Raw genomic sequence first — 24,507 nt, forward strand, 5'->3', positions numbered from 1 at the left:
GCCACCCCTCATCGTCCGGTGTCCCGCTCGACCTCCCGGCGCAGCCCGTCGGCCTCCATGCCCAGGTAGCGGCGGATCAGCCGGCCGCCGAGGAGCACGGTGACCCGGGCCAGCGGCCCGTCCAGCGCGGCCAACTCCACCCGCTGGTGGTACGCGATACCCAACGTCCCCACGCCTCCTCCCCCACCCGGCGCGTCAAGGACACCACCCACCCCAGCCGGTACGCCCCGCACGCCGTTGTCCGGTCAATCATGAACGGTGCTCGCTCCGACGCAGGTCGCCGGGGCCGCGGTATCCCGGTTGGCGCGGCGCCCGCCCACGCCTAACCTGCCGGACGGGAGCCGACACCACGCTCGACCCGTGACCTGAGGAGCGACCTCGTTGGACCTCGATCGCAGTCACGTCATCCGCGAGGGTGACCTGCGCATCCTCAACCCGTTCGACGCCGGCAAGCTGGCCACCCTCGGGCAGGCGATCCGGCTGCGCCCCGGGGCGTCCGTCCTGGACCTGTGCAGCGGCAAGGGCGAACTGCTCTGCACCTGGGCCCGGGAGTACGGGATCCACGGCACCGGTGTGGACATCAGCACCGCCTTCACCGCCGCCGCCCGGGACCGCGCCGCCGAACTCGGGGTGGCCGACCGGGTACGGTTCGTGCACGGCGACGCCGCCGCCTACGTACCCGATGAACCGGTCGACGTGGCCGCCTGCGTCGGTGCCACCTGGATCGGCGGGGGTGTCCCCGGCACCCTGGAGATCCTGGAACGCGGCCTGAGGCCCGGCGGGATGCTGCTGGTCGGCGAGCCGTACTGGCGGCGGACGCCCCCGGACCAGGCGACCGTGCAGGGGTGCTACGCCGCCTCCCGGGACGACTTCCAGGACCTGCCGGGCCTCGTCGAGCTGTTCCAGCGGTGCGGCTGGGACCTGGTCGAGATGGTTCTCGCCGACCAGGACAGTTGGGACCGATACGCGGCGGCGCACTGGCTCAACCTCCGCCGCTGGCTCGACGACAACCCGGACGACGACCTCGCCCCACGAATGCGCGCCGAACTGACCGAGGACCCGGTCCGTCACGTGCGGTACGCCCGGGAGTATCTCGGCTGGGGAGTCTTCGCGCTGCTCCGCCGCTGACCGCCCCGGGCACGCCGACGCACGTCCCGTCGAGTGCGCGGGCTTCGATCACCTGGCGCCGTCCCTTGTGGTCCCTCAGCGGCTCCGGACCGAGAGCCGGCGGGCCAGCCCGATCAGCTCGGCCCGCGCGTCGTCGACGAGCGGCGCGTCGGCGAGCGCGGTCACCGCCTCCTCGGTCCGCGCGGCGATCATTTCCTCCACCCGGCGCAGGCCGCCGGTGTCCACGATGATTCCCCGGAGCACGTCCGCGCCGACCCGGTCCAGGTGCGGGTCACCGTGCCACCGGTCGATGGCGGCGGCCTGCGCGGTCGTGGCGACCTCTCGGGTGAGCGCCATCAGCACCGTCGCCTTGCCGGCGCGCAGGTCGCTCAGGTTGGACTTGCCGGTGTGCGTGTCGTCGCCGAAGACGCCCAGCACGTCGTCGCGGAGCTGGAACGCCTCGCCGAGCGGGACGCCGATCCGGGAGAAGAGGGCCAGCTCGGCGCTGCCGGCACCGGCCCACGCGGCCCCGATCTGGAGCGGGCGCTCCACCGTGTAACGGGCGGACTTGTAGCGCAGGATCCGCAGGCAGTCGGCCAGTCCGGCCCCGGCGGCCTCACCCCGGACGTCGAGGTACTGCCCCATCACCGCCTCGGCGCGCATCCGCTGGAACAGCGTCCGCACCCGGGACACCCCGTCGGCACCGGCGCTGGCGAACAGTTGCTCGGACCAGACCAGGCAGAGGTCGCCCCAGAGGATCGCCATGTTCCGGCCGAACCGCTCCGCGTCCCCCCGCCAGCCCCGGCGTCGGTGCCGGTCGGCGATGCTGACGTGCAGGGTCGGCCGGCCGCGCCGGGTGTCGCTGTCGTCCATCACGTCGTCGTGGATCAGCGCGAAGGCGTGGAACAGCTCCAGCGCGGCGGCGGCGCGCACCACCTCGGGACCGGTCCCACCGCAGGCCCGCCAGCCCAGATGACAGAAGGTCGGCCGGGTCCGCTTGCCAGCCGCGCCCAGAACGAAGGACCGGAGCAGTTCGACGTCCTCCCGCCAGTCCTCGTCGCCGGCTGTGTCGAGGTGGGCGCTGAGGAAGTCGTCGAGCACGGTGTCCACGTCCCGCCGGAGCGCCGCGACACCGGGACCGGGATACGCCGCCACGGCCGACCCGCCCACACCGTCCATGCCTGCTCTCCCATCGTCACCGGGAACGGCTGCCGGCAGCGCCCCGACACCGGTCAGCAATAGTCGTCACATTGACCACTACCGTTCCGCTTTTCGCTGGCCGCGGGGATTCACCGCGCGCCCCACACCACCGCGCGGTCGCCGGCGCAGCGCCGGACACCGCATTCACACACCTTATTGCGTACGGAGCCGTCCGGGGGTACGCGATCGTGCCGCCCCCAGCCGGAAACCGGATCCTGCCGGGCGGTCACAGCCAGCGCCTTCACGCCGAAACGCGAGGCCAGGAAATCATCGAACGCGGATCTGGATCGGAATGCTCACCACCGTCTACTGTGATCGACGTGAATATTCTGCGTAGCCTGCTCGCCAGTCTCGCCGTCGGCGCCACCGCCGCTGCCGTCGCTCTCTCGCCGACGGCCGCCGGGGCCGCGGAGTTGCCCAGCCACGCCCGCATCGCCGCGCTCGGAGACTCGATCACCCGGGCCGCGGTCGCCGACGGCACCACCGCGAGCCAGCCGCAGAACTCGTGGTCGACCGGCACCAGCACCTCGGTCAACTCGCACCTGCGCCGGATGCAGGCTGCCGGGGTCACGATGACCGCCGGCAACTACGCGAAGGGTGGCGCCCGCTCCGGCGACCTGCCCGGCCAGGCGACCACCGCCGCCGCCACCGGACCCGACTACGTCACCATCCTCATCGGCGGCAACGACGTCTGCGCCGCATCGACGCTGTCCGGGATGACGTCGGCCGACACGTTCGAGTCGAACGTGCGCCGCACGCTGGACATCATCAAGGCCCAGAACCCGGACGCCCGGGTCATGCTGGCGTCGGCGCCGAGCCTGATGGCGCTGTACCAGATCGGGCGGGACAACGTGACCATCCGCACCCGGTGGAACCTGATCGGCATCTGCGAGATCATGCTGGCCGACCCGATGAACTTCTCGTCGGAGGCCAACGCGCGGCGCAGCGCGGTCGAGGCACGCGTCGACGAGTACAACCAGCGACTGGCCAAGCTCGCCGCCGAACGCGCCAACGTCTTCTACGACAACGGCGCGGTGCACAACACGCCGTTCACCAGGACGGATCTGTCCATCCTCGACGGCTTCCACCCGTCGATCGCCGGCCAGAACAAGATCGCGGCGGAGGTCTGGACGTCCGCGCTCGAGCAGGGCGTCTTCACCCCCTGACCCGACCGACCTGATCCCGCAAGCCCAGCCGGCCGGTCTCCTGACCGGCCGGCTCCAATCATTCACGCTACGGAGTTGAACGACTACCCACTGCCGCCCTTGAGGGGTAAGTGAGGTTAGGATAACCTAACCGCCATGAGTAGTCGGGACAGTCGCGCCGAGGGCCTCCAGGGCGTGGACCTGCGTCTGGGCTACCACGGCGCGACCGTGGTGCACGACGCCGCCATCACGTTGCGCCCCGGTGCCGTGACGGCCCTGGTCGGGCCGAACGGCAGCGGCAAGTCCACGCTGCTACGCGGGCTGGCCCGACTCCACCCGCTGGAGCACGGCGAGGTGCGGCTCACCGACGGCACCTCGGCCCGGGCGCTCACCGCCCGTGAGTTCGCCCGCCGGGTAACCCTGCTGGCCCAGAGCCGCCCCACGCCCAGCGGCGTTACCGTGCGGGACGTGGTCGGCTACGGCCGGCACCCGTACCGGGGACGTTGGCGGGCCGGCGACCCCGACGGCCCGGCCATGATCGACCGGGCCATGGCGACCACCGGCGTGACCGCGATGGCGGACCGGCCGGTTGACGAACTCTCCGGCGGCGAGTTGCAGCGGGTCTGGCTGGCCACCTGCCTGGCCCAGGACACCGGGGTGCTGCTGCTCGACGAGCCGACCACCTTCCTCGACCTCCGCTACCAGGTCGAGATCCTCGACCTGATGCGGGACCTCGCCGACGACCACGACGTCGCGGTCGGGGTCGTCCTGCACGACCTGAACCAGGCCGCCGCCGTCGCCGACGAGGTGGTGCTCCTGCACGGCGGACGCGTCCGGGCCACCGGCGCCCCGAACGACGTCCTCACCGAGCAGGCCCTGACCGAGACGTACGGCATCCGCATCGAGGTGACCGTCGACCCGGTCAACGGGATCCTCACCACCCGACCCGTCGGCCGGCACTCGACCCGGGCCCTCGCCTGACCCGCCCATCACGAGCAGAAAAGACCGTCATGATGCGTACCCGCGCGACCCTCCTGGTCGCCGCCGTCGCCGCGCTGGCACTGAGCGCCTGCGGCACCACCGAAGACCCGGCCGCGAGCCCCGCCCCCGCCGACACCGCGGCCAGCGGTCCGGTCACCGTCACCGACAGCCGGGGCAAGGCCGTCACCCTCAAGGCGCCGGCCACCAAGGTCGTCGCGCTGGAGTGGGCCGAGGCCGAGACGCTGGTCTCCCTCGGTGTCATGCCGGTCGGCGTGGCCGACACCAAGGCGTACGCCACCTGGGTCGGCGCCGCCAAGCTCGACCCGAGCGTCACGGACGTCGGCACCCGGGCCGAGCCGAGCGTCGACGCGATCGTCGCGTTGCAGCCCGAGCTGGTGGTGATGGAGGCCGAGCGGGGCGCCACCCTGGTCGACCAGTTGGAGAAGTACGTGCCGGTGCTGGTCACCAAGGGCAGCGACGCCAAGGACAACCTCGGCCGGATGCGGTCGGACGTCACCATGATCGCTCAGGCGACCGGCCGGACCGCCGAGGGCGAGAAGCTGCTCGCCGACTTCGACGCCGCGCTCGCCGACGCCAAGAAGAAGATCGCCGACGCCGGGGCCGCCGGGAAGCAGTTCGCCGTCGCCGACGGCTGGAAGGACGGCAGCAACGTCACCATCCGGATGTTCGGTCAGGGCGCGTTCGTCTCCCAGATCGGCATCCAGCTCGGACTGAAGAACGCCTGGACCGGCGAGGTAGACGAGATGTGGGGGCTGGGCCAGACCGACGTCGAGGGGCTGACCGTCCTCAAGGGTCAGGACCTGACCTTCCTCTACAACGCCTCGGACGGCGACGACGTCTTCAAGACGGGCCTGGCCGGCAACGCGATCTGGAAGTCGCTGTCCTTCGTACAGCAGAACAAGCTGCACCGGATGCCCGACGGCATCTGGACCTTCGGTGGTCCGCTCTCCGGCAAGCAGTACATCGACGAGTTCGTCAAGGTCTACGCGGCTTGAGCCAGCTCAGCGCACCCGTCCGGTCGGGGGCGGCCACCGGCCCGGCTCCGACCGGACCGCTCGCCCCCGCCCGGGTCGTCACCGCCTTCGTCGTCGCCACCGCCCTGCTCCTGGTGGTCACGGCGGTGCACCTCACCCAGGGCACCTCCAGCGTCGGCGCGCTCGACCTGCTGCGCCTGCTCACCGGGTCGGACGACGAGGCGGCCCGGGTGCTGGTCGCCTCCCGGCTCCCCCGGATGCTCGCCGGACTGGCCGTCGGCGTCGCGCTCGGCTTCGCCGGAGCCGCCCTCCAGTCGCTGGCCCGCAACCCGCTGGCCTCCCCGGACACCCTCGCGGTCAACGCCGGCGCGCACCTGGCGATCGTCGGTGCGGCGGCGTTCGGCATCTCCCTGCCCGCCCTGTCCTCCGGCGTACTGGCCTTCCTGGGCGGACTTGCGGCAGCCGGGCTGGTGATGGCGCTGGCCACCGGCGGGCATGCCGGCACGACCCGGCTGATCCTCGCCGGCTCGGCCACCGCGCTCGCCCTGAACTCGTTCACCATGCTGCTGATGCTCCTGTTCGAGCAGGCCACCATCGGCCTGTTCGCCTGGGGCAACGGCTCGCTGGTGCAGGCCGACCTGACGGCGTTCACGCAGCTCGCCCCGGTGATCGGGATCGCTACCGCGCTGCTGGTGGCGCTCGGGCACCGGATGGACGTACTCGCCCTCGGCGACGACACCGCCACCGTGCTCGGGCTGGACGTCCGGCGTACCCGGCTCGTGATGGTCCTCCTGGCCGTCCTGCTCTCCGCCGCCGCAGTGACCCTCGCCGGGCCGATCGGCTTCGTCGGGCTCTGCGCGCCGGTGATCGTCCGGCTACTCGGCCGGATGGTGCCCGGGGTGCACCGGCACCGGGTCCTGCTGCCGCTCTCCGGCATCGTCGGCGTGCTCATCGTGCTCGGCTCCGACGTGCTGCTGCGGGCCGTGCTCGGCGCTCAGGCCGGCGTGGAGGTGCCGACCGGGGTGGTCACCACCCTCTTCGGCGCGGTGCTGATGATCTGGCTGGCCCGCCGCTACCGGGACGCCGGCCCCACCCGCCGGCCGCCGGGTGGGCACGCGGCCGTCCGCTCCCGTGCCTTCCACCTCGGCGTGGTCACCACCGCCGCCGCGGTGACGGTCGGCGCGGTGGTGCTCGGCATCCTCGCCGGGGACACCTGGGTCCTCCTCGGCGACGTGGTCAACTGGGTGCAGGGGCGCACCGGTCCGGCGTACACCTTCGTGCTGGACCAGCGTTGGCCCCGGGTCGTGGCGGCCCTGCTGGCCGGCGCGGCGCTCGCGGTCGCCGGCACCACCGTGCAGGCGGTCTGCCGCAACCCGCTCGCCGAGCCGGGCATCCTGGGCATCACCGGCGGGGCCGGCATCGGCGCGGTCGCGCTGCTGACCTTCGTCCCGCTGGCCGGCGTCGCGGCCATCTCCGGTGCGGCCGGGCTCGGCGCGATCCTGGCGTTCGCGCTGGTCTACGGCCTGGCCCGGTACGGCGGCCTGAGTTCAGACCGGCTGGTGCTGATCGGCTTCGGGGTCTGGCAGGGCGGCACCGCCGTCATCACCTTCATCATTGTCAGCTCCGACCCGTGGAACACCGGCAAGGCGCTGACCTGGCTCTCCGGCTCCACCTACGGCCGCACCGCCCCGCAGGTGCTGCCGGTGGCGATCGCCCTGCTGCTCAGCATCCCGGCCGTCGTCGCGGCCCGCCGCGAACTCGACCTGCTCACCCTGGACGATGACACCCCCCGGGTGCTCGGTGTCCCACTGGAACGTACCCGCCTGCTCGCCCTCGGCGCGGCGGCGCTGCTCACCTCGACCGCCGTCAGCGCGGTCGGCGTGATCGGTTTCGTCGGGCTGGTCGCCCCGCACGCCGCGCGGGCCCTGGTCGGCGGCCGGCACGCCCGGGTGCTGCCGGTCGCCATATTGCTCGGCGCGGCACTGGTCAGCCTCGCCGACACCCTCGGGCGCACGGTCATCGCCCCCGCCCAGGTCCCCGCTGGCCTGGTCACCGCCATGATCGGCACCCCGTACTTCGTCTGGCTGCTGTGGCGCTCGCGCGGCACGGCGACCGCCCCCCGATGAGTTCCCGACCAGCGGCCCGGCAGGCGTGCCGGGCCACCAGACACCGATAAGGAAGGCCGCCATGCCGAGCACCCTCTCCGTCGCGCCCTGGCGCGTCTTCGCCGTCGAGGTCCGGGCACTGCGCCGGCTCAGCCCGTCGTTCCTGCGCGTCACCTTCACCGGCCCGGACCTGGACCGGTTCGCCGACAACGGGTACGACCAGCGAATCAAGGTGGCACTACCGCGTACCGGCGAGCTGGCGGCCGAACTGCCGGACGGTCCCGACTGGTACCAGCAGTGGCGGGCGCAGCCAGAGGAGACGCGTTGCCCGATCCGTACGTACACGGTCCGGGCGGTCCGGCCGGACGCCCAGGAGGTGGACGTCGACCTGGTGCTGCACGGCGACGGCGGTCCGGCCACCCGGTGGGCGCGACGGGCCCGGCTCGGCGACCGGCTCGCCCTGGTCGGCCCGGACGTCGGCTACGACGGGGTGCACGGCGGCATCGAGTTCCGGCCCCCGACGGTCGGGACGCTGCTGCTCGCCGGGGACGAGACCGCCGCACCGGCAATCTGCGCCATCCTGGAGCGGCTGTCGGCCGACGCCCGGGGCCACGCGCTGATCGAGGTACCGGAGGCCGGCGACACCCTGCCGGTGACCGCACCGCCGGGGATGACTGTGACCTGGCTGCCCCGGATCGGCGCGGCCCACGGCAGCCGGCTCACCCCGACCGTGGCGACACTCGCCGGAGAACTGCTCCCCGCCGCCCTGCCCGCCCTGACCCTGGCCAGCGGAGGAACCCCGACGGTCGACTCCCTGGCCGACGCGATGGCTGCGACGGTCGGCTCCTTGGCCGACGTGGACGTGGACCGGGATGTCCTCTGGGAGGTGCCGGACGTGGCCCCCACCGCCCCGCTCTACGCCTGGCTGGCCGGGGAGGCGGCGGTGATCCGGGGGCTGCGCCGGCACCTGGTCGCCGAACGAGGGCTCGACCGGAGCGCGGTGGCCTTCATGGGCTACTGGCGACTGGGCCGCACCGCCGACTGACCAGCCCCCGCCAGCCCGCCACGTCGACCGCCCCGCCGGCCCCACCCCGCGTTGATCCACTCCGGTTCGGCGATACTGCGCCTTCCTCAGGCTGGGACACCGCACTATCGGCGAAACGGAGGCTCACCTGGCGAGCCCCCAGCCGGGGGCGGTCAGGGGGCGGGACGGTCGAGGAAGAGGAGTTGGGCGCGTTTCTCGGGCAGGTCGATCTGCGGCCCGAGGACGAAGCCCGCGCGAACCAACCGGGCGATGGCCCGGTCGTTGCGGGCGTCGGGTTCGGCCACGATCCGCCGCCGGGACCGGTCGGCCAGTACGAAGTCGAGGAACGCGCCGAGCACGGTGCCGGTGAAACCGGGCTCGACCCCGCCGTCCGGCGGGCCGACCATCAGGTGGATGCCGAAGTCGCCCGGCTGCACGTCGTAGCACTCGCCCACCGGGTCGGCCGCCGGCTCGTACGTCTGGAAGAGCCCGACCGGGCGGCCGTCCCGGTGGATCAGGTACGCGTGGTGGGTGGCGAGCGAGTCCAGGTAGGCGTAGATCTCCTGGACCCGCTCCCGGCTGGCGTCCCGCATGCCCCAGAAGCGGGACCGTTCCCGGGTGACCCAGTCGTGGATCAGGCCGGCGTCGGTGACCGGGTCGACGGGACGGATGGCCACCTCCCCGAAGCCGTCGACCTGCCGCTGCCAGACCGGGTCAGGGGGTTTGGTCATTTCGCTCCTCGGTGAGCTGGTGCCAGTCGGTGACCACGGGGACGAGGTCACCACGCAGCCAGTACGACAGTTGGTCACGCTGGTGCGGGTCGCCGGGCACTCCGGACGCCCCGAACGGCACGATCCACCGGCTGTCGTCGCGTCGGCCCAGGTCCCAGACGTAGCGGGCGGCCGACGCCCGGAAGCAGAGGTGGGTGACTCCGGGGACGCTGGAGGTGGCGAGCACGCAGTCGTGGTCTCCGGAGAGGCCCGGCCACTGCTCCTCGGGGTCGGGCCGGGCCGCCCAGGGGGCGAGCCGGTGCACGTCCCCCCACCGGGTCAGGGCGGCGTCGGCCACCTCGTCGAGCGCCGCACGGGCGGAGGCGGACCGGTCGGCCGTGGTGAGGAGATCCGTGGTGAGGAGATCCGTGGTGAGCAGGGTCGGCAGTGCGAAGCCGACCTTCGGCACCAGGGCTAGCCAGGGGTGGAAGAGGGCCGGGTAGCTCGCCGGCAGATCGGCCAGTGGGGCCAGCGTGGGGTGGGCGGCGAGACGGCGTACCACGATGGCCCGGACGGCGGCGAAGGCGGCGGCGTCGACGCTGTCGGCGCGCATCTCGCGGTCCCAGCGCAGCAGCCGGTCGCGCAGCGCGGCGGCGGCCGGGGCGAGCCCGTCCAGGCCGGCGAGGAGGGCGAGCAGCGGCTCGGCGGAGGCCAGCCTGGTGTCGGTGTGGACGATCGCCTGCTGGTCGGCGGACCAGTCCGTCCGGGCGGTGAGGAGTTCCCGGATCCGGTCGGCCCGGTGGGGTGGGGCGAACTCGACGCCGAGCGGCGTGGCGACGCCCCGCTCGTTCGCCATCACCGCGACGTCGCGTACCTCGGTACGGGGCAGGTCGTGCCAGCCGCGCCACTCGTGGCCGGGCTCCCAGGCCGGGACGACCCGCAGCCCGTTGTCCCGGTCCCGCACCGGGACGGTCCCGGCGACGCGGTGCAGCAGGCCGCCCTCGGTGTCGGCGGCGAGCACCACGTTGACCGGTTCCACCCAGTGTTCGCAGGCGGCGTCCACGTCGGCCACCCGGGTGGCGGTGAGCAGGGCGGGCAGCGCGGCGAAGCCGAGGGCGCCGGAGACCCGGGGCGGGTAGCGGAGGCTGATCGCCGACTCGTCGTCGGGGCTGCCGATGATCACCGGGCCACGGTCGGTCTCGACGACCTCGACCTCGACCGGATCCCCGCCGGCCACCTCGACCGACTCGACGTGCCGCTCGGCGGGGTGCCAGCCGTCCGGGCCGAGCGCCTCGACGGTGTCGCCCCGGCGGCGCAGCCGCTCGGCGTACAGGTCCTGGTAGTCGGCCATCGCGTTGGTGATCGCCCAGGCCACCGTTCCGGTGTGTCCGAAGTGGGCGATGCCGGGCACGCCGGGCACGGCCAGCCCGACCACGTCGTACGTCGGGCAGGCCAGCCGGATCTGCTGGTAGATGCCGGGGTCCTCGATGAACCGGTGCGGGTCCCCGGCGACGATCGGCGACCCGCTGGCGGTCCGTGCCCCGGTGAGCAGCCAGCCGTTGCTGCCGGCGGTGTCGGGACGGTCGGTGGCGAAGAGGCGGACCGCGTCCGCGCCCAGGCGGCGGGCGACCTCGGTCCGCCAGAGCTTGGCCGGGAAGCCGGCGAAGAGCACGTGGTGGGAGAGCCAGATCGCCAGCGGAGTCCAGGGCTGCCAGTGTCCGGGGGTCAGCCCGGTGGCGGTGAACTGCGGTGCGCGGCGGGCACCAGCGGTGAGGCCGGCGTTGACGCCGTCGACGTACGCGCGCACCCAGGCGGCGGTGGCCGGGTCGAGGTTGTCGTGGCAGCGTCGGGCGGTGTCGGCGAGCCGGGCCCGCCGCGCGAACAGGTCCCAGTCGAGCGCCTCCGCGCCGAGAAAGGACGCGCTGGTCCCCTGTGACCGGTGCCGTTCCACCTCGAGCTGCCAGGCCCGGTCGGTCGCCGCGTTACGCCCCTGGGCGAAGGCGAGCGCGTGCGGGTCGTCGGCCCGAAGGTGCGGAATTCCCCACTTATCACGGAAGACCCGGTGTTCCACTCGACCCCTCTCATCGATAAGGTTTGCCTAACCTATGTAACGGAGAGCGTGCGCACAATTCCACCGATCCGATCACGGTGCGCGAGGCGACCACAACTCCTTGACAGGAAATTAGGTTAGGGTAACCTAACCACGGCCCAGGCCGGCGCGTCCGTTCCCGGATGCCCGGTCGCCGTTGACCGTCTCCACGCGACCGTTGAGGAAACCGCCATGAACCTCCAGGGGCACGAGGCTGCGCCGATCCCGGCGCGACGCCGGCCGACGGCCGCCCGCGCGTACCTGCTCAACCAGGCCACGGTCGACGACTACCGGCGGACGGTGACCGCCGGGGTCGACCGGGTGGCGGGCCGGGTGGCCGGCGTCGACCGCCCGTTCACCGGCGTCACCCCGGACCGTCTCGCTCCCGCGATCGGCCGGATCGACCTGGACCGGCCGCTGCACGACCCGGCCGCCGCCCTCGACGAGTTGGACTCCGTCTACCTCCGCGACGCGGTCTGGTTCCACCACCCCCGCTACCTGGCCCACCTCAACTGCCCGGTGGTGATCCCGGCGCTGCTCGGCGAGGCGGTGCTCAGCGCGGTCAACTCCTCCCTGGACACCTGGGACCAGAGCGCCGGCGGGACGCTGATCGAGCGCCGTCTGATCGACTGGACGGCCGACCGGATCGGCCTCGGCCCGACCGCCGACGGGGTCTTCACCAGTGGCGGCACCCAGTCCAACCTCCAGGCCCTGCTGATGGCCCGGGAGGAGGCCTGCGCGACGCAGCCGCTGCCCCGCGCCGACCTGCTGCCGAAGCTGCGCATCCTCGCCTCCGAGGCCGGGCACTTCAGCGTGCAGAAGTCGGCGAAGCTGCTCGGCCTGGGCCGGGACTCGGTGGTCACCGTGGAGACCGACGCCGACCGGCGGATGCGTCCCGAGGCGCTGGCCCGCGAGATCGAACGCTGCCAGCGGGCCGGGCTGGTCGTGATGGCCGTGGTCGCGACCGCCGGCACCACCGACTTCGGCACCATCGACCCGCTGCCGGCCATCGCCGAGCAGTGCCGGGCCGCCGGGGTCTGGCTGCACGTCGATGCCGCGTACGGCTGTGGGCTGCTGGTCTCCCGCACCCGGCGGCACCTGCTCGACGGCATCGAGCAGGCCGACTCGGTGACCGTGGACTACCACAAGTCCTTCTTCCAGCCGGTCAGCTCCAGCGCGGTGCTCGTCCGGGACCGGCGGATGCTGCGGCACGTCACCTACCACGCCGACTACCTGAACCCGGCCCGGATGGTCGAGCAGCGCATCCCCAACCAGGTGGACAAGAGCCTCCAGACCACCCGTCGCTTCGACGCGCTCAAGCTCTGGCTGACCCTGCGCATCATGGGCGCGGACGCCCTCGGCGAACTCTTCGACGAGGTGGTGGACCGGGCCGCCGACGCCTGGGCGCTGCTCAGCACCGACCCGCGCTTCGAGGTGGTCACCCGCTCGCAGCTCAGCACGGTGGTGTTCCGGTACCTGCCGGCGGAACGTCACCTCGCCGACGACGCCAACCTGCACGCCAGGGAGGCGCTGGCCGCCTCCGGCGCCGCGGTGGTCGCCGGGACGAAGGTGGACGGCCGGCACTTCCTGAAGTTCACCCTGCTCAACCCGGAGACCACCATCGACGACATCGCGCACGTCCTCGACCTGGTCGCCGCGCACGCGGGCCGGTACGTCCGGGCGCGGACCGCCGCCGAGATGGCGTTGCCGGTCCCGGCCGAGGTGTCCGTCGCCGAGCCCTGCCACGTCGGCTGACCGCCCCGTCTGATGGAGAGCCGCATGTCGACCCACGACTTCATCGCGATCGGGCTCGGTCCGTACAACCTGGGCCTGGCCTGCCTGACCGCACCAATCACCGAACTGGACGGCGTCTTCCTGGAGGCCCGCCCGGAGTTCGACTGGCATCCCGGCATGCTGCTGGCGTCCACCCGGCTCCAGACGCCGTTCATCGCCGACCTGGTCACCCTGGCCGACCCGACCTCGCCGTACTCGTTCCTGAACTACCTGAAGGAGTCGGGGCGGCTCTACCCGTTCTACATCCGGGAGAGCTTCTTCCCGCTCCGCCGGGAGTACAACGACTACTGCCGGTGGGCAGCCGGCAAGCTGGACAGCATCCGCTTCGGCCAGCAGGTCACCTCGGTCGAGTACGCCGACGGCGGCTACACCGTCCGGGCCACGGTCGCGGCGAGCGGCGAGCCGGTCGAGTACCGCGCCCGACACCTGGTGCTGGGCACCGGCACCCCGCCGTACCTGCCGCCGGCCTGCGCGAAGCTCGGCGGTGACCTCATCCACAACACGCACTACCTGGAGCACCGGGACGCCCTGCGCACCAAGCGGAGCATCACCGTCGTCGGCAGTGGACAGAGCGCGGCCGAGATCTACCACGACCTGCTCGGCGACCTCGACGCGCACGGCTACCAGCTCAACTGGGTGACCCGCTCGCCGCGTTTCTTCCCGCTGGAGTACACCAAGCTCACCCTGGAGATGACCTCCCCGGACTACGTGGACTACTTCCACGGCCTGCCCGAGGCGACCCGCTACCGGCTGGAGTCCGAGCAGAAGAACCTGTTCAAGGGGATCAACTCCGACCTGATCAACGACATCTTCGACCTGCTCTACGCCCGCAGCCTGGACGGACCGGTCCGCACCCGGCTGCTCACCAACACCGAGCTGACCAGCGCCGCGTACGACGCGTCGACCGGCAGCTACCGGCTCGGATTGCGCCACGTCGAGCAGGAACGGGACTTCACCCTGGACACCGAGGGGTTGGTGCTGGCCACCGGCTACCACTACCGGGTGCCGGACTTCCTCGAACCGGTGCGGGACCGGATCCGATGGGACGGCCACGGCCGCTTCGACGTGGCCCGCAACTACACCGTCGACCACGCCGGGCGGGAGATCTTCCTCCAGAACGCGGGCACCCACACGCACAGCATCACCTCGCCCGACCTGGGCATGGGTCCGTACCGCAACTCGTGGATCATCCGGGAGCTGACCGGCCGGGAGCACTACCCGATCGAGAAGAGCATCGCCTTCCAGGAGTTCGGCGCACCGGCGGGAGCGGGGGCGTGACCACCGTCGTGTACTGCCGGGTCGACGACCGGCTCGGCGACCTCGCCCTGCGTACCCTCGATCCGGACGCGGACGCCACGCTGCTGCACGGCTGGGTGACCCACCCGAAGGCGGCGTTCTGGCTGATGTCGGACATGGACCCGGTCCAGGTCGCCGCCGAGTACCGCCGCATCCACGCGCACCCGCACCACGACGCCTTCGTCGGCCTGTGGCGGGAGCGGCCCGCCTTCCTCGCCGAGCGGTACGACCCGGCGCACGTCGAACTCGTCGGCCTGTACGACGCGGTCGAGGGCGACGTGGGCATGCACTTCCTCTGCGCCCCCACCGACACACCCGTGCACGGTTTCACTCTCGCCGTGATCACCACCGTGCTGGCCTGGCTCTTCGCCGAGCCGGCCACCCGCCGGGTGGTGGTGGAGCCGGACATCCGCAACACGGCGGTGCACGCGCTCAACGCGGCCGTCGGCTTCGAGGTGGTCGGCCCGCTCGCGAAGCCGGAGAAGAAGGCCCTGCTCAGCGTCTGCACCCGGGCCATGTTCGAGAAAGCCACCGGCCTGGACACCACGGTCCGGCCGTCCCCGGAGGAGTCCCGCGCGTGAACCCCCTCGAGTCCGTCACCCATCTGACCCCGGAGCACTGGGCTCGGGCCAACCGGCTGCTGGTGCGCAAGGCGCTCGCCGAGTTCGCCCACGAGCGGCTGCTCACCCCCGAGCCGGTCGACGACGAGCCCACCGGTTCGACCGGCCCGGCTGGGCGCAGGTATCTCATCCGCAGTAACGACGGTGGCGTCGAGTACCGGTTCACTGCCCGGCTGCTCTCCCTGGAGCACTGGCACATCGACCCGGAAAGCATCACCCGCCACCGGGACGGCGCGGAACTGCCGCTGGACGCCCTGGACCTCTGCACCGAGCTGCGCGGCGCGCTCGGCCTCTCCGACCGGGTGCTGCCGGTCTATCTGGAGGAGATCACCTCCACCCTGGCCGGGACCGCGTACAAGCTGAGCCGCCCGGCGGTGAGCGCCGCCGAGCTGGCCCGCGCCGACTTCCAGGCCGTCGAGACCGGCATGACCGAGGGCCACCCCTGCTTCGTCGCCAACAACGGGCGACTCGGCTTCGGCATCCACGAATACCACCGGTACGCCCCGGAGGCGGCCCACCCGGTCCGCCTGCTCTGGCTCGCCGCGCACCGCGACCATGCCACCTTCACCTGCGCCGCCGACCTCGACTACGACACCCTCATGGCGTACGAGCTGGGTACGGAAACCCTGGACCGGTTCGCCGCCACCCTCACCGACCTCGGCCTCGACCCGGCCGACTACCTGTTCATCCCGGTGCACCCCTGGCAGTGGTGGAACCGGCTCGCGGTCACCTTCGCCGGTGAGGTAGCCCAGCGGCGGCTGGTCTGCCTGGGCGAGGGGCCGGACGATTACCTGGCCCAGCAGTCCATCCGCACCTTCTTCAACGTCAGCGCGCCGGAGCGGCACTACGTCAAGACCGCGCTGTCCGTACTGAACATGGGCTTCCTGCGCGGGCTCTCCGCCGCGTACATGGCGGCCACCCCGGCGATCAACGACTGGCTCGCCGAGCTGTTCGACGCCGATGAGGTGATCAAGGAGACCGGCCTGACCGTCCTGCGCGAGCGGGCCGCGATCGGCTACCGGCACCAGCAGTTCGAGGCGGCCACCGACCGGTACTCCCCGTACCGGAAGATGCTCGCGGCGCTGTGGCGGGAGAGCCCGGTGCCGGCCCTGGCGCCGGGGCGGCGGCTGGCCACCATGGCGTCGCTGGTGCACGTCGACCGCGACGGGCGCTCGCTGGCCGCCGCGCTGGTCGCGGAGTCCGGGCTGGCCCCCGAGGTGTGGCTGCGCCGCTACCTGGACGCGTACCTGGTGCCGCTGCTGCACGCCTTCTACGCCTACGACCTGGCGTTCATGCCGCACGGCGAGAACGTCATCCTGGTGCTGGACGGCGGCACGGTGGAACGGGTGATCTTCAAGGACATCGCCGAGGAGATCTGCGTGATGGATCCGGCGGTGGAGCTGCCCGAGACGGTCCGCCGGGTCCAGGCCGAGATCCCGGAGGACATGCGGTTGCTGTCGATCTTCACCGACGTCTTCGACTGCTTCTTCCGGCACCTGAACGCGGTGCTGTCCACCGAGGGCGTCCTCGACGAGGAGAGCTTCTGGCGGACGGTGGCGGCCTGCGCCGCCGACTACCGCGACCGGGTGCCGCACCTGGCCGACCGGTTCCGGCGGTACGACCTCTTCGCCGACGAGTTCGCCCTGTCCTGCCTGAACCGGCTCCAGTTGCGCAACAACGAGCAGATGGTCGACCTGGCCGATCCCTCCGCCGCCCTGCAACTGGTCGGCACCCTCGCCAACCCCCTCGCCCGGTACGCCCCGGCCGGCTGAGAAATCTCCAAAGATTTTTCCGGCGGGCATGTCGAGGACGCGGGTCGCGGCTTCGACCTGGGGTGAACGCACCGAGAATGGTGCGGTGGCCCTGAGGAGCAGACCATGAAGTACATGCTGTTGATGCAGTTCAGCGGAGCGTTCGACGAGTTCCCGCCGATCCACACCTGGCAGCCGGAGGAGATCCGGGCCCACATCGGGCACATGGGCGACCTGAACGCCAAGCTCACCGCCGCCGGCGAGCTGGTCGACGGGCAGGGCCTGGGCGGGCCGGAGCAGGCGAAGATCGTCCGGGCCGGCGAGGGCGGCCGGCCGGTGGTCACCGAGGGCCCGTTCGCCGAGACGAAGGAGTTCCTCGCCGGCTACTGGGTGGTGGACGTGGAGTCCGCCGAGCGGGCCGTCGAGATCGCCGCCCTCGCCTCGGCCGCCCCCGGCCCCGGCGGACGCCCGGTCAACATGCCGATCGAGGTGCACCCGGTGATGTCCGCGCCGCCACAGGACATGTGACGAGCAGCCACGCCCCCGAGGACCTGCTGCGCGAACTGGCGCCGCAGGTCCTCGGCGTGCTCACCCGCCGGTTCGGCGACTTCGCCACCGCCGAGGACGCGGTGCAGGAGGCGCTGCTGGCCGCCGCGACGCAGTGGCCGGCGGACGGGGTGCCGGAGAACCCGCGCGGCTGGCTGGTCCAGGTCGCGTACCGCCGGATGGTCGAGCAGGTCCGGGGCGAGCAGGCCCGACGGCGCCGGGAGGACCTCGCCGCCCGCCGCGAGCCGACGGACCGGCAGTACGCACCGGCGGCCGACGACCTGGCAGCGGACCGGGACGACACCCTGACCCTGCTCTTCCTCTGCGCTCATCCCGCGCTCTCGCCGGCCTCGGCGATCGCGCTGACCCTGCGCGCGGTCGGCGGCCTGAGCACGGCCGAGATCGCCCGCGCCTTCCTGGTGCCCGAGGCCACCATGGCCCAGCGGATCAGTCGGGCCAAGCAGCGCATCCGCACCTCGGGAATCCCGTTCCGGCTGCCCGAGCAGTCGGAACGCGGTCGCCGGCTCGACGCCGTGCGGCACGTCCTCTATCTGATCTTCACCGAGGGGCACACCAGCAGCGGTGGCCCCGACCTGCGCCGGGTCGACCTGTCCGACGAGGCCGTCCGGCTGACCCGCCTGCTGCACGCCCTGCTGCTCGACGACAGCGAGGTCACCGGGCTGCTGGCCCTGATGCTGCTCACCGACGCCCGGAGCGCGGCCCGGACCGGTCCGCACGGAGAGCTGATCTCCCTGACCGACCAGGACCGCAGCCGCTGGGACCGGGCCGCGATCGCCGAGGGGATCGCCCTGGTCACCCACGCGCTGCCCCGGGGGCCGGTCGGCCCGTACCAGATCCAGGCCGCCATCGCGGCGCTGCACGACGAGGCACCCACCGCCGCCGAGACCGACTGGCCGCAGATCCTCGCGCTGTACGAGGTCCTCGAGCGGCACGCCGACAACCCGGTGGTGTCGCTCAACCGCGCGGTGGCGTACGCGATGGTGCACGGGCCGGTCGCCGGCCTGGACGCCCTCGCGGAGCTGGCCGCCGACCCCCGCCTCGCCGGACACCACCGGCTGCACGCGGCCCGCGCCCACCTGCACGAACTGGCCGGCGACCGGGAGGCGGCGCTCGGCCACTACCGGGCGGCGGCCGAACGCACCAGCAGCCAGCCGGAGCAGCGTTACCTGCTGATGCGCGCCGCCCGCCTCGCCGGAAACGCTAGCGGCGTCGGGCCGCCGGCGAGCCCCGGGTCAGCGTGATGCCGAGGGCGATCATGCCGATGCCCAGGAGCAGGTGAAGCCAGTTGTCGGCCGTGTTGAGCGGGATGAAGTTCGCGCCGCTGTCGAAGTCGATCACCAGGCCGTAGAGCCAGAGCACCAGGTAGATCGCGCCCCCGCCGACCAGGTACGTCCGCGCGCCGGAGACGGTACGCGCCAGGGCGAGCCCGGCGACGCCGAACGCGAGGTGTACCAGGTTGTGCAGGACGGACACCTGGAACAGGCCGAGCAGTTTCGCGTCGGAGTGGTGGCCGGCGAAGGTCATCTCGCCGACGTCGTAGGTGATGCCGGGTACGAAGCCGAGCACCCCGACCAGCAGGAAGACCGCCCCGACCAACTGGGCGGCCCTGCGCACCGGGTGAGCGGCCCGGGCTCGGGCATCGGTTCTGGTGGCCATGTCGCACCTCCGCAAGAAGGGAAATCCGACCGCATCTCCCCCTTCCTGCTTGTCTGAAACCTGACAGCGGCGACCACCGAGGCAGCGCATTCGGCACGTCGCTCGCTGTCCGGCCCCGGTATGGCCCGGACACACATTGACGGACACCGAACTCTCTCCTAGGGTCGCTCGGCGTTGGCAAAGCGATCGAGCTTGCCCCGACCCACGTGAGGTGTCCGTTGCGACGATCAATGGCTGCCCTCCTACCGCTGGCGCTGCTCGGCACCGGCCTGGCCGCCGCGCCCGCCCAGGCCGCGACGGTTCTGCCGGTCTCCGCGGTGACCGCCAGCTCGCACGACGGCAACGTGCCGGCCAACGCCGTCGACGGCGACCTGAACACCCGCTGGTCGGCCGAGGGTGACGGCTCCTGGATCCGCTTCGACACCGGGGCGACCACCACGATCGGCTCGATCGCCATCGCCTGGCACCAGGGCGACACCCGGGTGCAGACATTCGCCGTGCAGGTCTCCGGTGACGGCTCCACCTGGAACACGGTGGTCAGCCAGCGGACGAGCAGCGGCAGCACCACGCAGCTCGAGACGTACGGCTTCGCCGACCGCACCGCCCGGTACATCCGGGTGGTCGGCTACGGCAACACGTACAACGACTGGAACAGCATCACCGAGGCCCAGGTGTACGGGGCGGACGGCAGCGGCGGCACCTGCTCCGTCCCCGCCGACGTGCTCAACCTGACCAACTGGAAGATCACCCTGCCGACCGGGTCGTCGGAGAGCCCGACCGAGATCAAGCAGCCCACGCTGGACGGCTACCAGATCTCCCCGTGGTTCGTCACCGCCGACTCGTGCCGGGCGGTGCAGTTCCGCGCCCCGGTCAACGGGGTGACCACCAGCGGGTCCAGCTACCCCCGCTCCGAGCTGCGCGAGATGACCAACAACGGGACGTCCAACGCGGCCTGGTCCTCCACCTCCGGCACGCACACCCTGACCGTGGACCTCGCCTTCACCCGCCTGCCGTCCACCAAGCCGCACGTCGTCGGCGCGCAGATCCACGACGGCAGCGACGACGTAACCGTGTTCCGGCTGGAGGGGTCCAGCCTGTACGTCACCAACGGCGACACCACCCACCACAAGCTGGTCACCAGCAGCTACCAGCTCGGCACCCGCATCCAGGTGAAGTTCGTGGTCAGCGGCGGGCAGATCAAGGCGTACTACAACGGCACCCTCCAGACCACGCTCAGCAAGAGCTTCTCCGGCGCGTACTTCAAGGCCGGCGCGTACACCCAGGCCAACTGCAGCAACTCGTCGCCGTGCAGCAGTGACAACTACGGTCAGACGCTGATCTACGGCCTGAGCGTGACGCACTCCTGACCGCCTGGCGTGATTCGGACTTCCGCCGGCTCTGGGCCGGGCAGGGGGTGTCGTACCTCGGTTCCCAGGTGAGCGTGGTGGCGCTGCCGCTGACCGCGGCGGCAGCGCTCGACGCCGGCCCGCTGCACATGGGCGTGCTGGCCGCGCTGAGCCGGGCACCGTACCTCCTGCTCGGCCTGGTCGTCGGGGTCTGGGTCGACCGGCTGCCGCGCCGCCCCGCGCTGGTCGCGGTCAACCTCGCCCTGGCCGCGGTGCTCGCGGTGGTCCCGGCCGGCGCGCTCCTCGGCTGGCTGGGCCTCCCCCAGTTGTACGCGGTGACCTTCGTCGCCGGGTCGTTCGCCGTCTTCCTCGACGTCGCCCATCTGGCGTACGTCCCGACGCTGGTGCCCGCACCGCAACGCACCGGCGCGCAGAGCATCATCGAGGTGACCCAGTCGACCGGGCAGCTCGGCGGGCCGGCCCTGGCCGGCTGGCTCGTACAGGTGCTCACCGCACCGGTCGCCGTCGCGGTCGACGCGTTCTCCCACCTGGTCGCCGCCGGTTCGGTGCTGGCGATCCGGCACCGCGCGCCCCGCCCCGCCGGGCCGGCCACCGGTCTGCTGACCGCCATCCGGGCCGGACTGCGGGTGGTCTTCGGTGAACGGGTACTGCGCGCGGTCACCCTGGCCACCGCCACCCTCGTCTTCTGGACCAGTGGGTCGTCCGCCCTGCTCGTGCTCCACCTGCTGCGGGAACGGAACCTCGCCCCCTGGCTGCTCGGGGTGACCCTCGGTGCGGCGGCGGTCGGCGGGCTGCTCGGCGCGACGGTAGCCGCACCGCTCGGCCGCCGCCTGGGCAGCGGCCCGACCATGGCGTACGCCCTGCTGGTCGGCGGGCTCGGCGCAAGCCTGACCCCACTGGCCGAGTGGACGCCCGGGTGGGCGGCGTTCGCCCTGGTGCTGACCTCCCAGGTGGTCGCCGGGTTCGGGCAGCAGGTCCATCATGTGCACCAGGTGCCGATCCGGTACGCGCTCACCCCGGACCACCTGCACGGCCGGGTCAACGCCACGATCCGTACCGTCGTCTGGGGTTCCGCCCCGGTCGGCGCGCTGCTCGCCGGCTGGCTCGCCCAGCAGTGGGGCACCACGGCCGTGCTGGCGCTCTGCGCCGTCGGGGCGGCGACCGCCGCCGCCTGGATCGTCGGCTCTCCCGCCTGGCGGGTCCACCACACCACAGACCTCCGCCCGGCCTGAAGACGACGAGGGCTCCTTCCCGTCCGGGAAGGAGCCCTCGTGCGTGTGTCACTTGGTCCTGTCGCGACTTGGCCCTGCCGTCACTCGGTCCTGTCGTGACTTGGTCTTATCGTGACTTGGTCCTGTCGTGACTCGGTGCTGTCGTCACTTGGTCCAGAGTTCGGCGACCAGGTCAGCGGCCTGCTTCTCCCACTGCGCGTAGTGGTCGGGGTACGCCGACACCTGCACCGTCTGCGCGGCCTCAGTGAGCGGCATGTCCTCCCAGCCGTCCACACCCTTCAACCCGTTCAAAAACGCGGTCGTCGCGTACTCCGGGTCGGTGATCTGCTCCACCGTGCCCCACCCACTCGACGGACGCTGCTGGAACAGACCCTGCGAGTCATGGTCGTTGCGGTCACCCAGATGACCCAGGTTCTCCAACTTCGACTCCTGCAAGCTCGTCGCGATCGCCACCACAGCGGCCCGCTCGTCCATCCCGGCCTTCTTCGTCGCCTCGACGATCGCCTTCGCGTTGTCCTTCTGCTCACCGTTCAGCGGAATCGCCGACTGCCCACCAGGCACACCGTTGGGCAGCAACTTGTCCATCGACACCTGCTTGCCACTGTCCGCCGACACCTGCTGCGTCGCCGCCACCGGCTTCGTCGTCACTGCCGGAGTCACGTCCTGCGACAGACCCGAACCAGCCGCCATACCCACCACAGCGGTCAGACCGGCAATGGACAGCACACCACGCTCGATAAGCTTGTTCATGATCAAAGCTCCGTTCGGGGTCGACGCACCACAGCCGGCCATCTCGGCAGATACCGGACAAGCGCGTAAGCACCACACGTAAGGGCGCTCTGAGAAAGATCCAGGGGGATACTCACCGCACCAGACGAGGGGGATCGGGGGATCCGCCAGGCCCGCCACACAGGGGGCCACTGCATCGGCGCGGACAAGGTATAACGACCAACCGGCCGCCCCCATTCCCCGGGGGGCCCGGCCCACCCGCCCACTCACCAGGGGCGGGGTCACAGCCGCACGGGGGATACAACCACCCCACCCCCGCCGCCATTCCCACCGGCCGCCGGCCCCGTCCGCCGCCGACCGGCCCCGTCCGCCGCCGACCGGCCCGCCCGCCGACGCGCCCGCCGGACGCCGGACCGTCCGCCGCCGGCCCGTCCCTCGGCCCGGCCCTCAATTTGCGGCATGTCGGGGTCTCCACGGCCCGGGTGACCCCAACTTGCCGCAACCGGAGTCGATCAAGCAGCCGGCCTCGGGTGATCGACTCCGTTTCGGCGAGATGGGGCTGCCCAAAACGTCGGAGACCGCCGTTTCGACGTAATGGAGTGGATCAAGCAGCCGGCCGACGGGTCACGCTGATCGAGATCGTGTCCGTCAAGCCTGGTAGCTGAGGTCAGCGGCGGTGATGGAGGTGGGTCGCAGCCGCAGCCAGACGGTGTCACGTTCGGCAAGGTCGTCGTGCAGTTGAAAGCGGGTGGCCCAGCGGGTCTCGTCAGGGCCGAGATAGCGGCTGAGCTTGCGCTTGCCACGCGGAATGTCGAACGGCAGCAGTTCGGCGCATCCGCGAGCGATGACCTGTCGGACCAGACCCGTGGTGAGGTCGCAGACGTCGACGGTGATGGCCAGGGCGGGGTCGACTCGAACATGGTCGCGCAGCTTGGACCAGGGGCCGGTGATGATCCAGAAGGCCTGGTCTTCCCACAGATACCAGACAGGCCGAACGGTAGGTCCGTTGGTGGCAAGGCGAGCGGTGAGCGGCTGGGCGAGGAAGGCGTCGATGTCGAAGTCAGCGGCCATGTGTCGATTGTGGTCGCTTCCTGCCGGCCAGCGCGAGGACGGCCTTACCGCAGCGACCCAGCCTCCTGATCCGTCGATTCCGTCGTCACGCCAACGCCACGGAAGGTGCGACGCCATGCGTCAACGGGGGCACGGCGGGCCATATTCGGTCGACCGGCGGGGCGACGCGGTGGCATGGTGCCCGAATGCCGGTGCCCTCCCTCGCGCTCACGCGGTGGCAGTTCGACCTGACCTGGTCCCTTTTCGAGTACCACCTCGAACGACTCGAACCGGAGGACTTCGGCTGGGAGCCCGCCACACTCTGTTGGACGATGCGGGTCGGCCCCGACGGCGGGTGGGTGCCCGACTGGGCCGACACCGAGCCGGAACCGGTACCGGTGCCCACGATTGGCTGGCTGACCTGGCATCTCGGCTGGTGGTGGAGCGTGACCCTGGATCACCTTGAGGGGCTGGCGCCGCGCGAGCGTACCGACGTCCACTGGCCCGGCCCGGGGGAACCGACCGTGACCTGGCTCCGCGACCTGCGTACCCGATGGCTGGCCGTGCTCGACCGGCTCACCGACGCCGACCTCGCCCGCCCCGCGACCTTCCCGTGGCAGGACGATCCGGCGCACACCGTCGCGCACACCCTCGGTTGGGCGAACGCCGAGCTGATGAAGAACGTCGCCGAGATCGGGCAGCTCCGGCTACTGCGCGCGGCGCGAGCGGCCGGCTGACCGTTCGGCGACCGGCTCGGGCAGGGGCCGGCCGGCGACCGGCTCGGGCAGGGGCCCGCCGGCGATCAGCAGCCGCTCGTGCCCAAAGCCGCGCCGGTCGAAGGTGACCCGTACGCGCGCGTCGGGCCGGCCGAGGGGCCGACCCGACGCGGAACGCGGACATCAGCTGCGGAACATGTCCTTGATCTTCTCGCCGGCCTGCTTGAGATGGCCGCTGGCCTGCTCCTGGCGGCCCTCGGCCTCCAGGCGCTCGTCGTCGGTCGCCCGGCCGACGCCTTCCTTCACCTTGCCGGCCACCTGCTCAGACGCGTTGTCGATCTTGTTATCGAGACCCATGTCGCACCTCCAGAAT

At 71.9% G+C, this 24,507-nt stretch carries 23 protein-coding genes; 15 read left to right on the plus strand and 8 right to left on the minus strand.

Annotated elements, in window-relative coordinates; translation table 11 throughout:
• Positions 1-8: 8 nt before the first annotated feature.
• Complete coding sequence (locus GA0074692_RS34180; RefSeq protein WP_176738548.1) at positions 9-173, minus strand: hypothetical protein; 165 nt, start codon at positions 171-173, stop codon at positions 9-11.
• Between the two features lie 208 nt (positions 174-381).
• On the opposite strand from GA0074692_RS34180, the gene GA0074692_RS22360 reads away from it, so the two are divergent.
• Positions 382-1,128, plus strand: a complete 747-nt coding sequence (locus GA0074692_RS22360; protein WP_091647141.1) for an SAM-dependent methyltransferase — start codon at positions 382-384, stop codon at positions 1,126-1,128.
• A 75-nt stretch (positions 1,129-1,203) separates the two neighbouring features.
• Here GA0074692_RS22360 and GA0074692_RS22365 read toward each other — a convergent pair whose 3' ends face one another.
• Positions 1,204-2,286: a polyprenyl synthetase family protein gene (locus GA0074692_RS22365; protein WP_091647143.1), complete on the minus strand. Its 1,083-nt coding sequence runs from the start codon at positions 2,284-2,286 to the stop codon at positions 1,204-1,206.
• Positions 2,287-2,627: 341 nt separating this feature from the next.
• Between GA0074692_RS22365 and GA0074692_RS22370 the strand changes: the two genes are divergently transcribed.
• From GA0074692_RS22370 to GA0074692_RS22390, 5 genes are all read left to right on the plus strand, one after another.
• Positions 2,628-3,473, plus strand: coding sequence for an SGNH/GDSL hydrolase family protein (locus tag GA0074692_RS22370; RefSeq protein WP_176738549.1), 846 nt, complete (start codon positions 2,628-2,630; stop codon positions 3,471-3,473).
• A gap of 135 nt (positions 3,474-3,608) precedes the next feature.
• Positions 3,609-4,433: an ABC transporter ATP-binding protein gene (locus GA0074692_RS22375; RefSeq protein WP_091647148.1), complete on the plus strand. Its 825-nt coding sequence runs from the start codon at positions 3,609-3,611 to the stop codon at positions 4,431-4,433.
• Between the two features lie 29 nt (positions 4,434-4,462).
• Positions 4,463-5,449 carry an ABC transporter substrate-binding protein gene (locus GA0074692_RS22380; protein ID WP_091647150.1) on the plus strand — a complete coding sequence of 329 codons (987 nt, stop codon included), beginning with the start codon at positions 4,463-4,465 and terminating at the stop codon, positions 5,447-5,449.
• A complete protein-coding gene (locus GA0074692_RS22385) occupies positions 5,446-7,554 on the plus strand; it encodes an iron ABC transporter permease (RefSeq protein ID WP_091647153.1) in 2,109 nt (702 codons plus the stop codon). The genes GA0074692_RS22380 and GA0074692_RS22385 overlap by 4 nt, the downstream gene beginning before the upstream one ends.
• 61 nt (positions 7,555-7,615) lie before the next feature.
• Complete coding sequence (locus GA0074692_RS22390; RefSeq protein ID WP_091647155.1) at positions 7,616-8,578, plus strand: siderophore-interacting protein; 963 nt, start codon at positions 7,616-7,618, stop codon at positions 8,576-8,578.
• Positions 8,579-8,730: 152 nt separating this feature from the next.
• Here the strand turns inward: GA0074692_RS22390 and GA0074692_RS22395 are convergent, their stop codons facing one another.
• Entirely contained in the window at positions 8,731-9,288 is a 558-nt protein-coding gene (locus GA0074692_RS22395; protein WP_091647157.1) for a GNAT family N-acetyltransferase, read from the minus strand.
• Positions 9,272-11,338: a penicillin acylase family protein gene (locus GA0074692_RS22400; protein ID WP_091647160.1), complete on the minus strand. Its 2,067-nt coding sequence runs from the start codon at positions 11,336-11,338 to the stop codon at positions 9,272-9,274. Before GA0074692_RS22400 ends, GA0074692_RS22395 begins: the two co-directional genes overlap by 17 nt.
• A 210-nt stretch (positions 11,339-11,548) precedes the next feature.
• On the opposite strand from GA0074692_RS22400, the gene GA0074692_RS22405 reads away from it, so the two are divergent.
• The 6 genes from GA0074692_RS22405 (at position 11,549) to GA0074692_RS22430 (ending at position 18,625) form a co-directional block, all read left to right on the plus strand.
• Entirely contained in the window at positions 11,549-13,111 is a 1,563-nt protein-coding gene (locus tag GA0074692_RS22405; protein WP_091647163.1) for a pyridoxal phosphate-dependent decarboxylase family protein, read from the plus strand.
• 24 nt (positions 13,112-13,135) lie between these two features.
• A complete protein-coding gene (locus tag GA0074692_RS22410) occupies positions 13,136-14,428 on the plus strand; it encodes a lysine N(6)-hydroxylase/L-ornithine N(5)-oxygenase family protein (protein WP_091647165.1) in 1,293 nt (430 codons plus the stop codon).
• Positions 14,425-15,027, plus strand: a complete 603-nt coding sequence (locus GA0074692_RS22415; RefSeq protein WP_091647168.1) for a GNAT family N-acetyltransferase — start codon at positions 14,425-14,427, stop codon at positions 15,025-15,027. The genes GA0074692_RS22410 and GA0074692_RS22415 overlap by 4 nt, the downstream gene beginning before the upstream one ends.
• Entirely contained in the window at positions 15,024-16,838 is a 1,815-nt protein-coding gene (locus GA0074692_RS22420) for an IucA/IucC family protein (RefSeq protein ID WP_091647170.1), read from the plus strand. Before GA0074692_RS22415 ends, GA0074692_RS22420 begins: the two co-directional genes overlap by 4 nt.
• Positions 16,839-16,943: 105 nt before the next feature.
• On the plus strand, positions 16,944-17,345 hold the full coding sequence (locus GA0074692_RS22425) for a YciI family protein (protein ID WP_091647173.1): 402 nt from the start codon (positions 16,944-16,946) through the stop codon (positions 17,343-17,345).
• Positions 17,342-18,625: an RNA polymerase sigma factor gene (locus GA0074692_RS22430; protein ID WP_091647176.1), complete on the plus strand. Its 1,284-nt coding sequence runs from the start codon at positions 17,342-17,344 to the stop codon at positions 18,623-18,625. Before GA0074692_RS22425 ends, GA0074692_RS22430 begins: the two co-directional genes overlap by 4 nt.
• Here GA0074692_RS22430 and GA0074692_RS22435 read toward each other — a convergent pair.
• Positions 18,585-19,040, minus strand: coding sequence for a DUF4383 domain-containing protein (locus GA0074692_RS22435; RefSeq protein ID WP_091647179.1), 456 nt, complete (start codon positions 19,038-19,040; stop codon positions 18,585-18,587). The genes GA0074692_RS22430 and GA0074692_RS22435 overlap by 41 nt on opposite strands.
• 230 nt (positions 19,041-19,270) lie before the next feature.
• Here GA0074692_RS22435 and GA0074692_RS22440 point away from each other — a divergent pair, with 230 nt between their 5' ends.
• Both GA0074692_RS22440 and GA0074692_RS22445 read left to right on the plus strand, forming a co-directional pair.
• Complete coding sequence (locus tag GA0074692_RS22440; RefSeq protein ID WP_091647181.1) at positions 19,271-20,407, plus strand: polysaccharide lyase family 7 protein; 1,137 nt, start codon at positions 19,271-19,273, stop codon at positions 20,405-20,407.
• Positions 20,404-21,639 (plus strand): MFS transporter, encoded by a 1,236-nt coding sequence (locus tag GA0074692_RS22445; RefSeq protein ID WP_091647184.1) that lies wholly within the window; start codon positions 20,404-20,406, stop codon positions 21,637-21,639. The genes GA0074692_RS22440 and GA0074692_RS22445 overlap by 4 nt, the downstream gene beginning before the upstream one ends.
• 144 nt (positions 21,640-21,783) lie before the next feature.
• On the opposite strand, the gene GA0074692_RS22450 is transcribed toward GA0074692_RS22445, so the two are convergent.
• Positions 21,784-22,389: a hypothetical protein gene (locus GA0074692_RS22450; RefSeq protein ID WP_091643285.1), complete on the minus strand. Its 606-nt coding sequence runs from the start codon at positions 22,387-22,389 to the stop codon at positions 21,784-21,786.
• Positions 22,390-23,016: 627 nt separating this feature from the next.
• Positions 23,017-23,439, minus strand: coding sequence for a pyridoxamine 5'-phosphate oxidase family protein (locus GA0074692_RS22455; protein ID WP_091647186.1), 423 nt, complete (start codon positions 23,437-23,439; stop codon positions 23,017-23,019).
• A 185-nt stretch (positions 23,440-23,624) separates the two neighbouring features.
• Here GA0074692_RS22455 and GA0074692_RS22460 point away from each other — a divergent pair, with 185 nt between their 5' ends.
• Complete coding sequence (locus tag GA0074692_RS22460; protein WP_091647188.1) at positions 23,625-24,155, plus strand: DinB family protein; 531 nt, start codon at positions 23,625-23,627, stop codon at positions 24,153-24,155.
• 162 nt (positions 24,156-24,317) lie between these two features.
• Here the strand turns inward: GA0074692_RS22460 and GA0074692_RS22465 are convergent, their stop codons facing one another.
• Entirely contained in the window at positions 24,318-24,491 is a 174-nt protein-coding gene (locus GA0074692_RS22465; RefSeq protein ID WP_091647191.1) for a CsbD family protein, read from the minus strand.
• Positions 24,492-24,507 lie beyond the last annotated feature (16 nt).

The sequence above is a fragment of the Micromonospora pallida genome, assembly GCF_900090325.1.
Lineage (GTDB): Bacteria > Actinomycetota > Actinomycetes > Mycobacteriales > Micromonosporaceae > Micromonospora > Micromonospora pallida.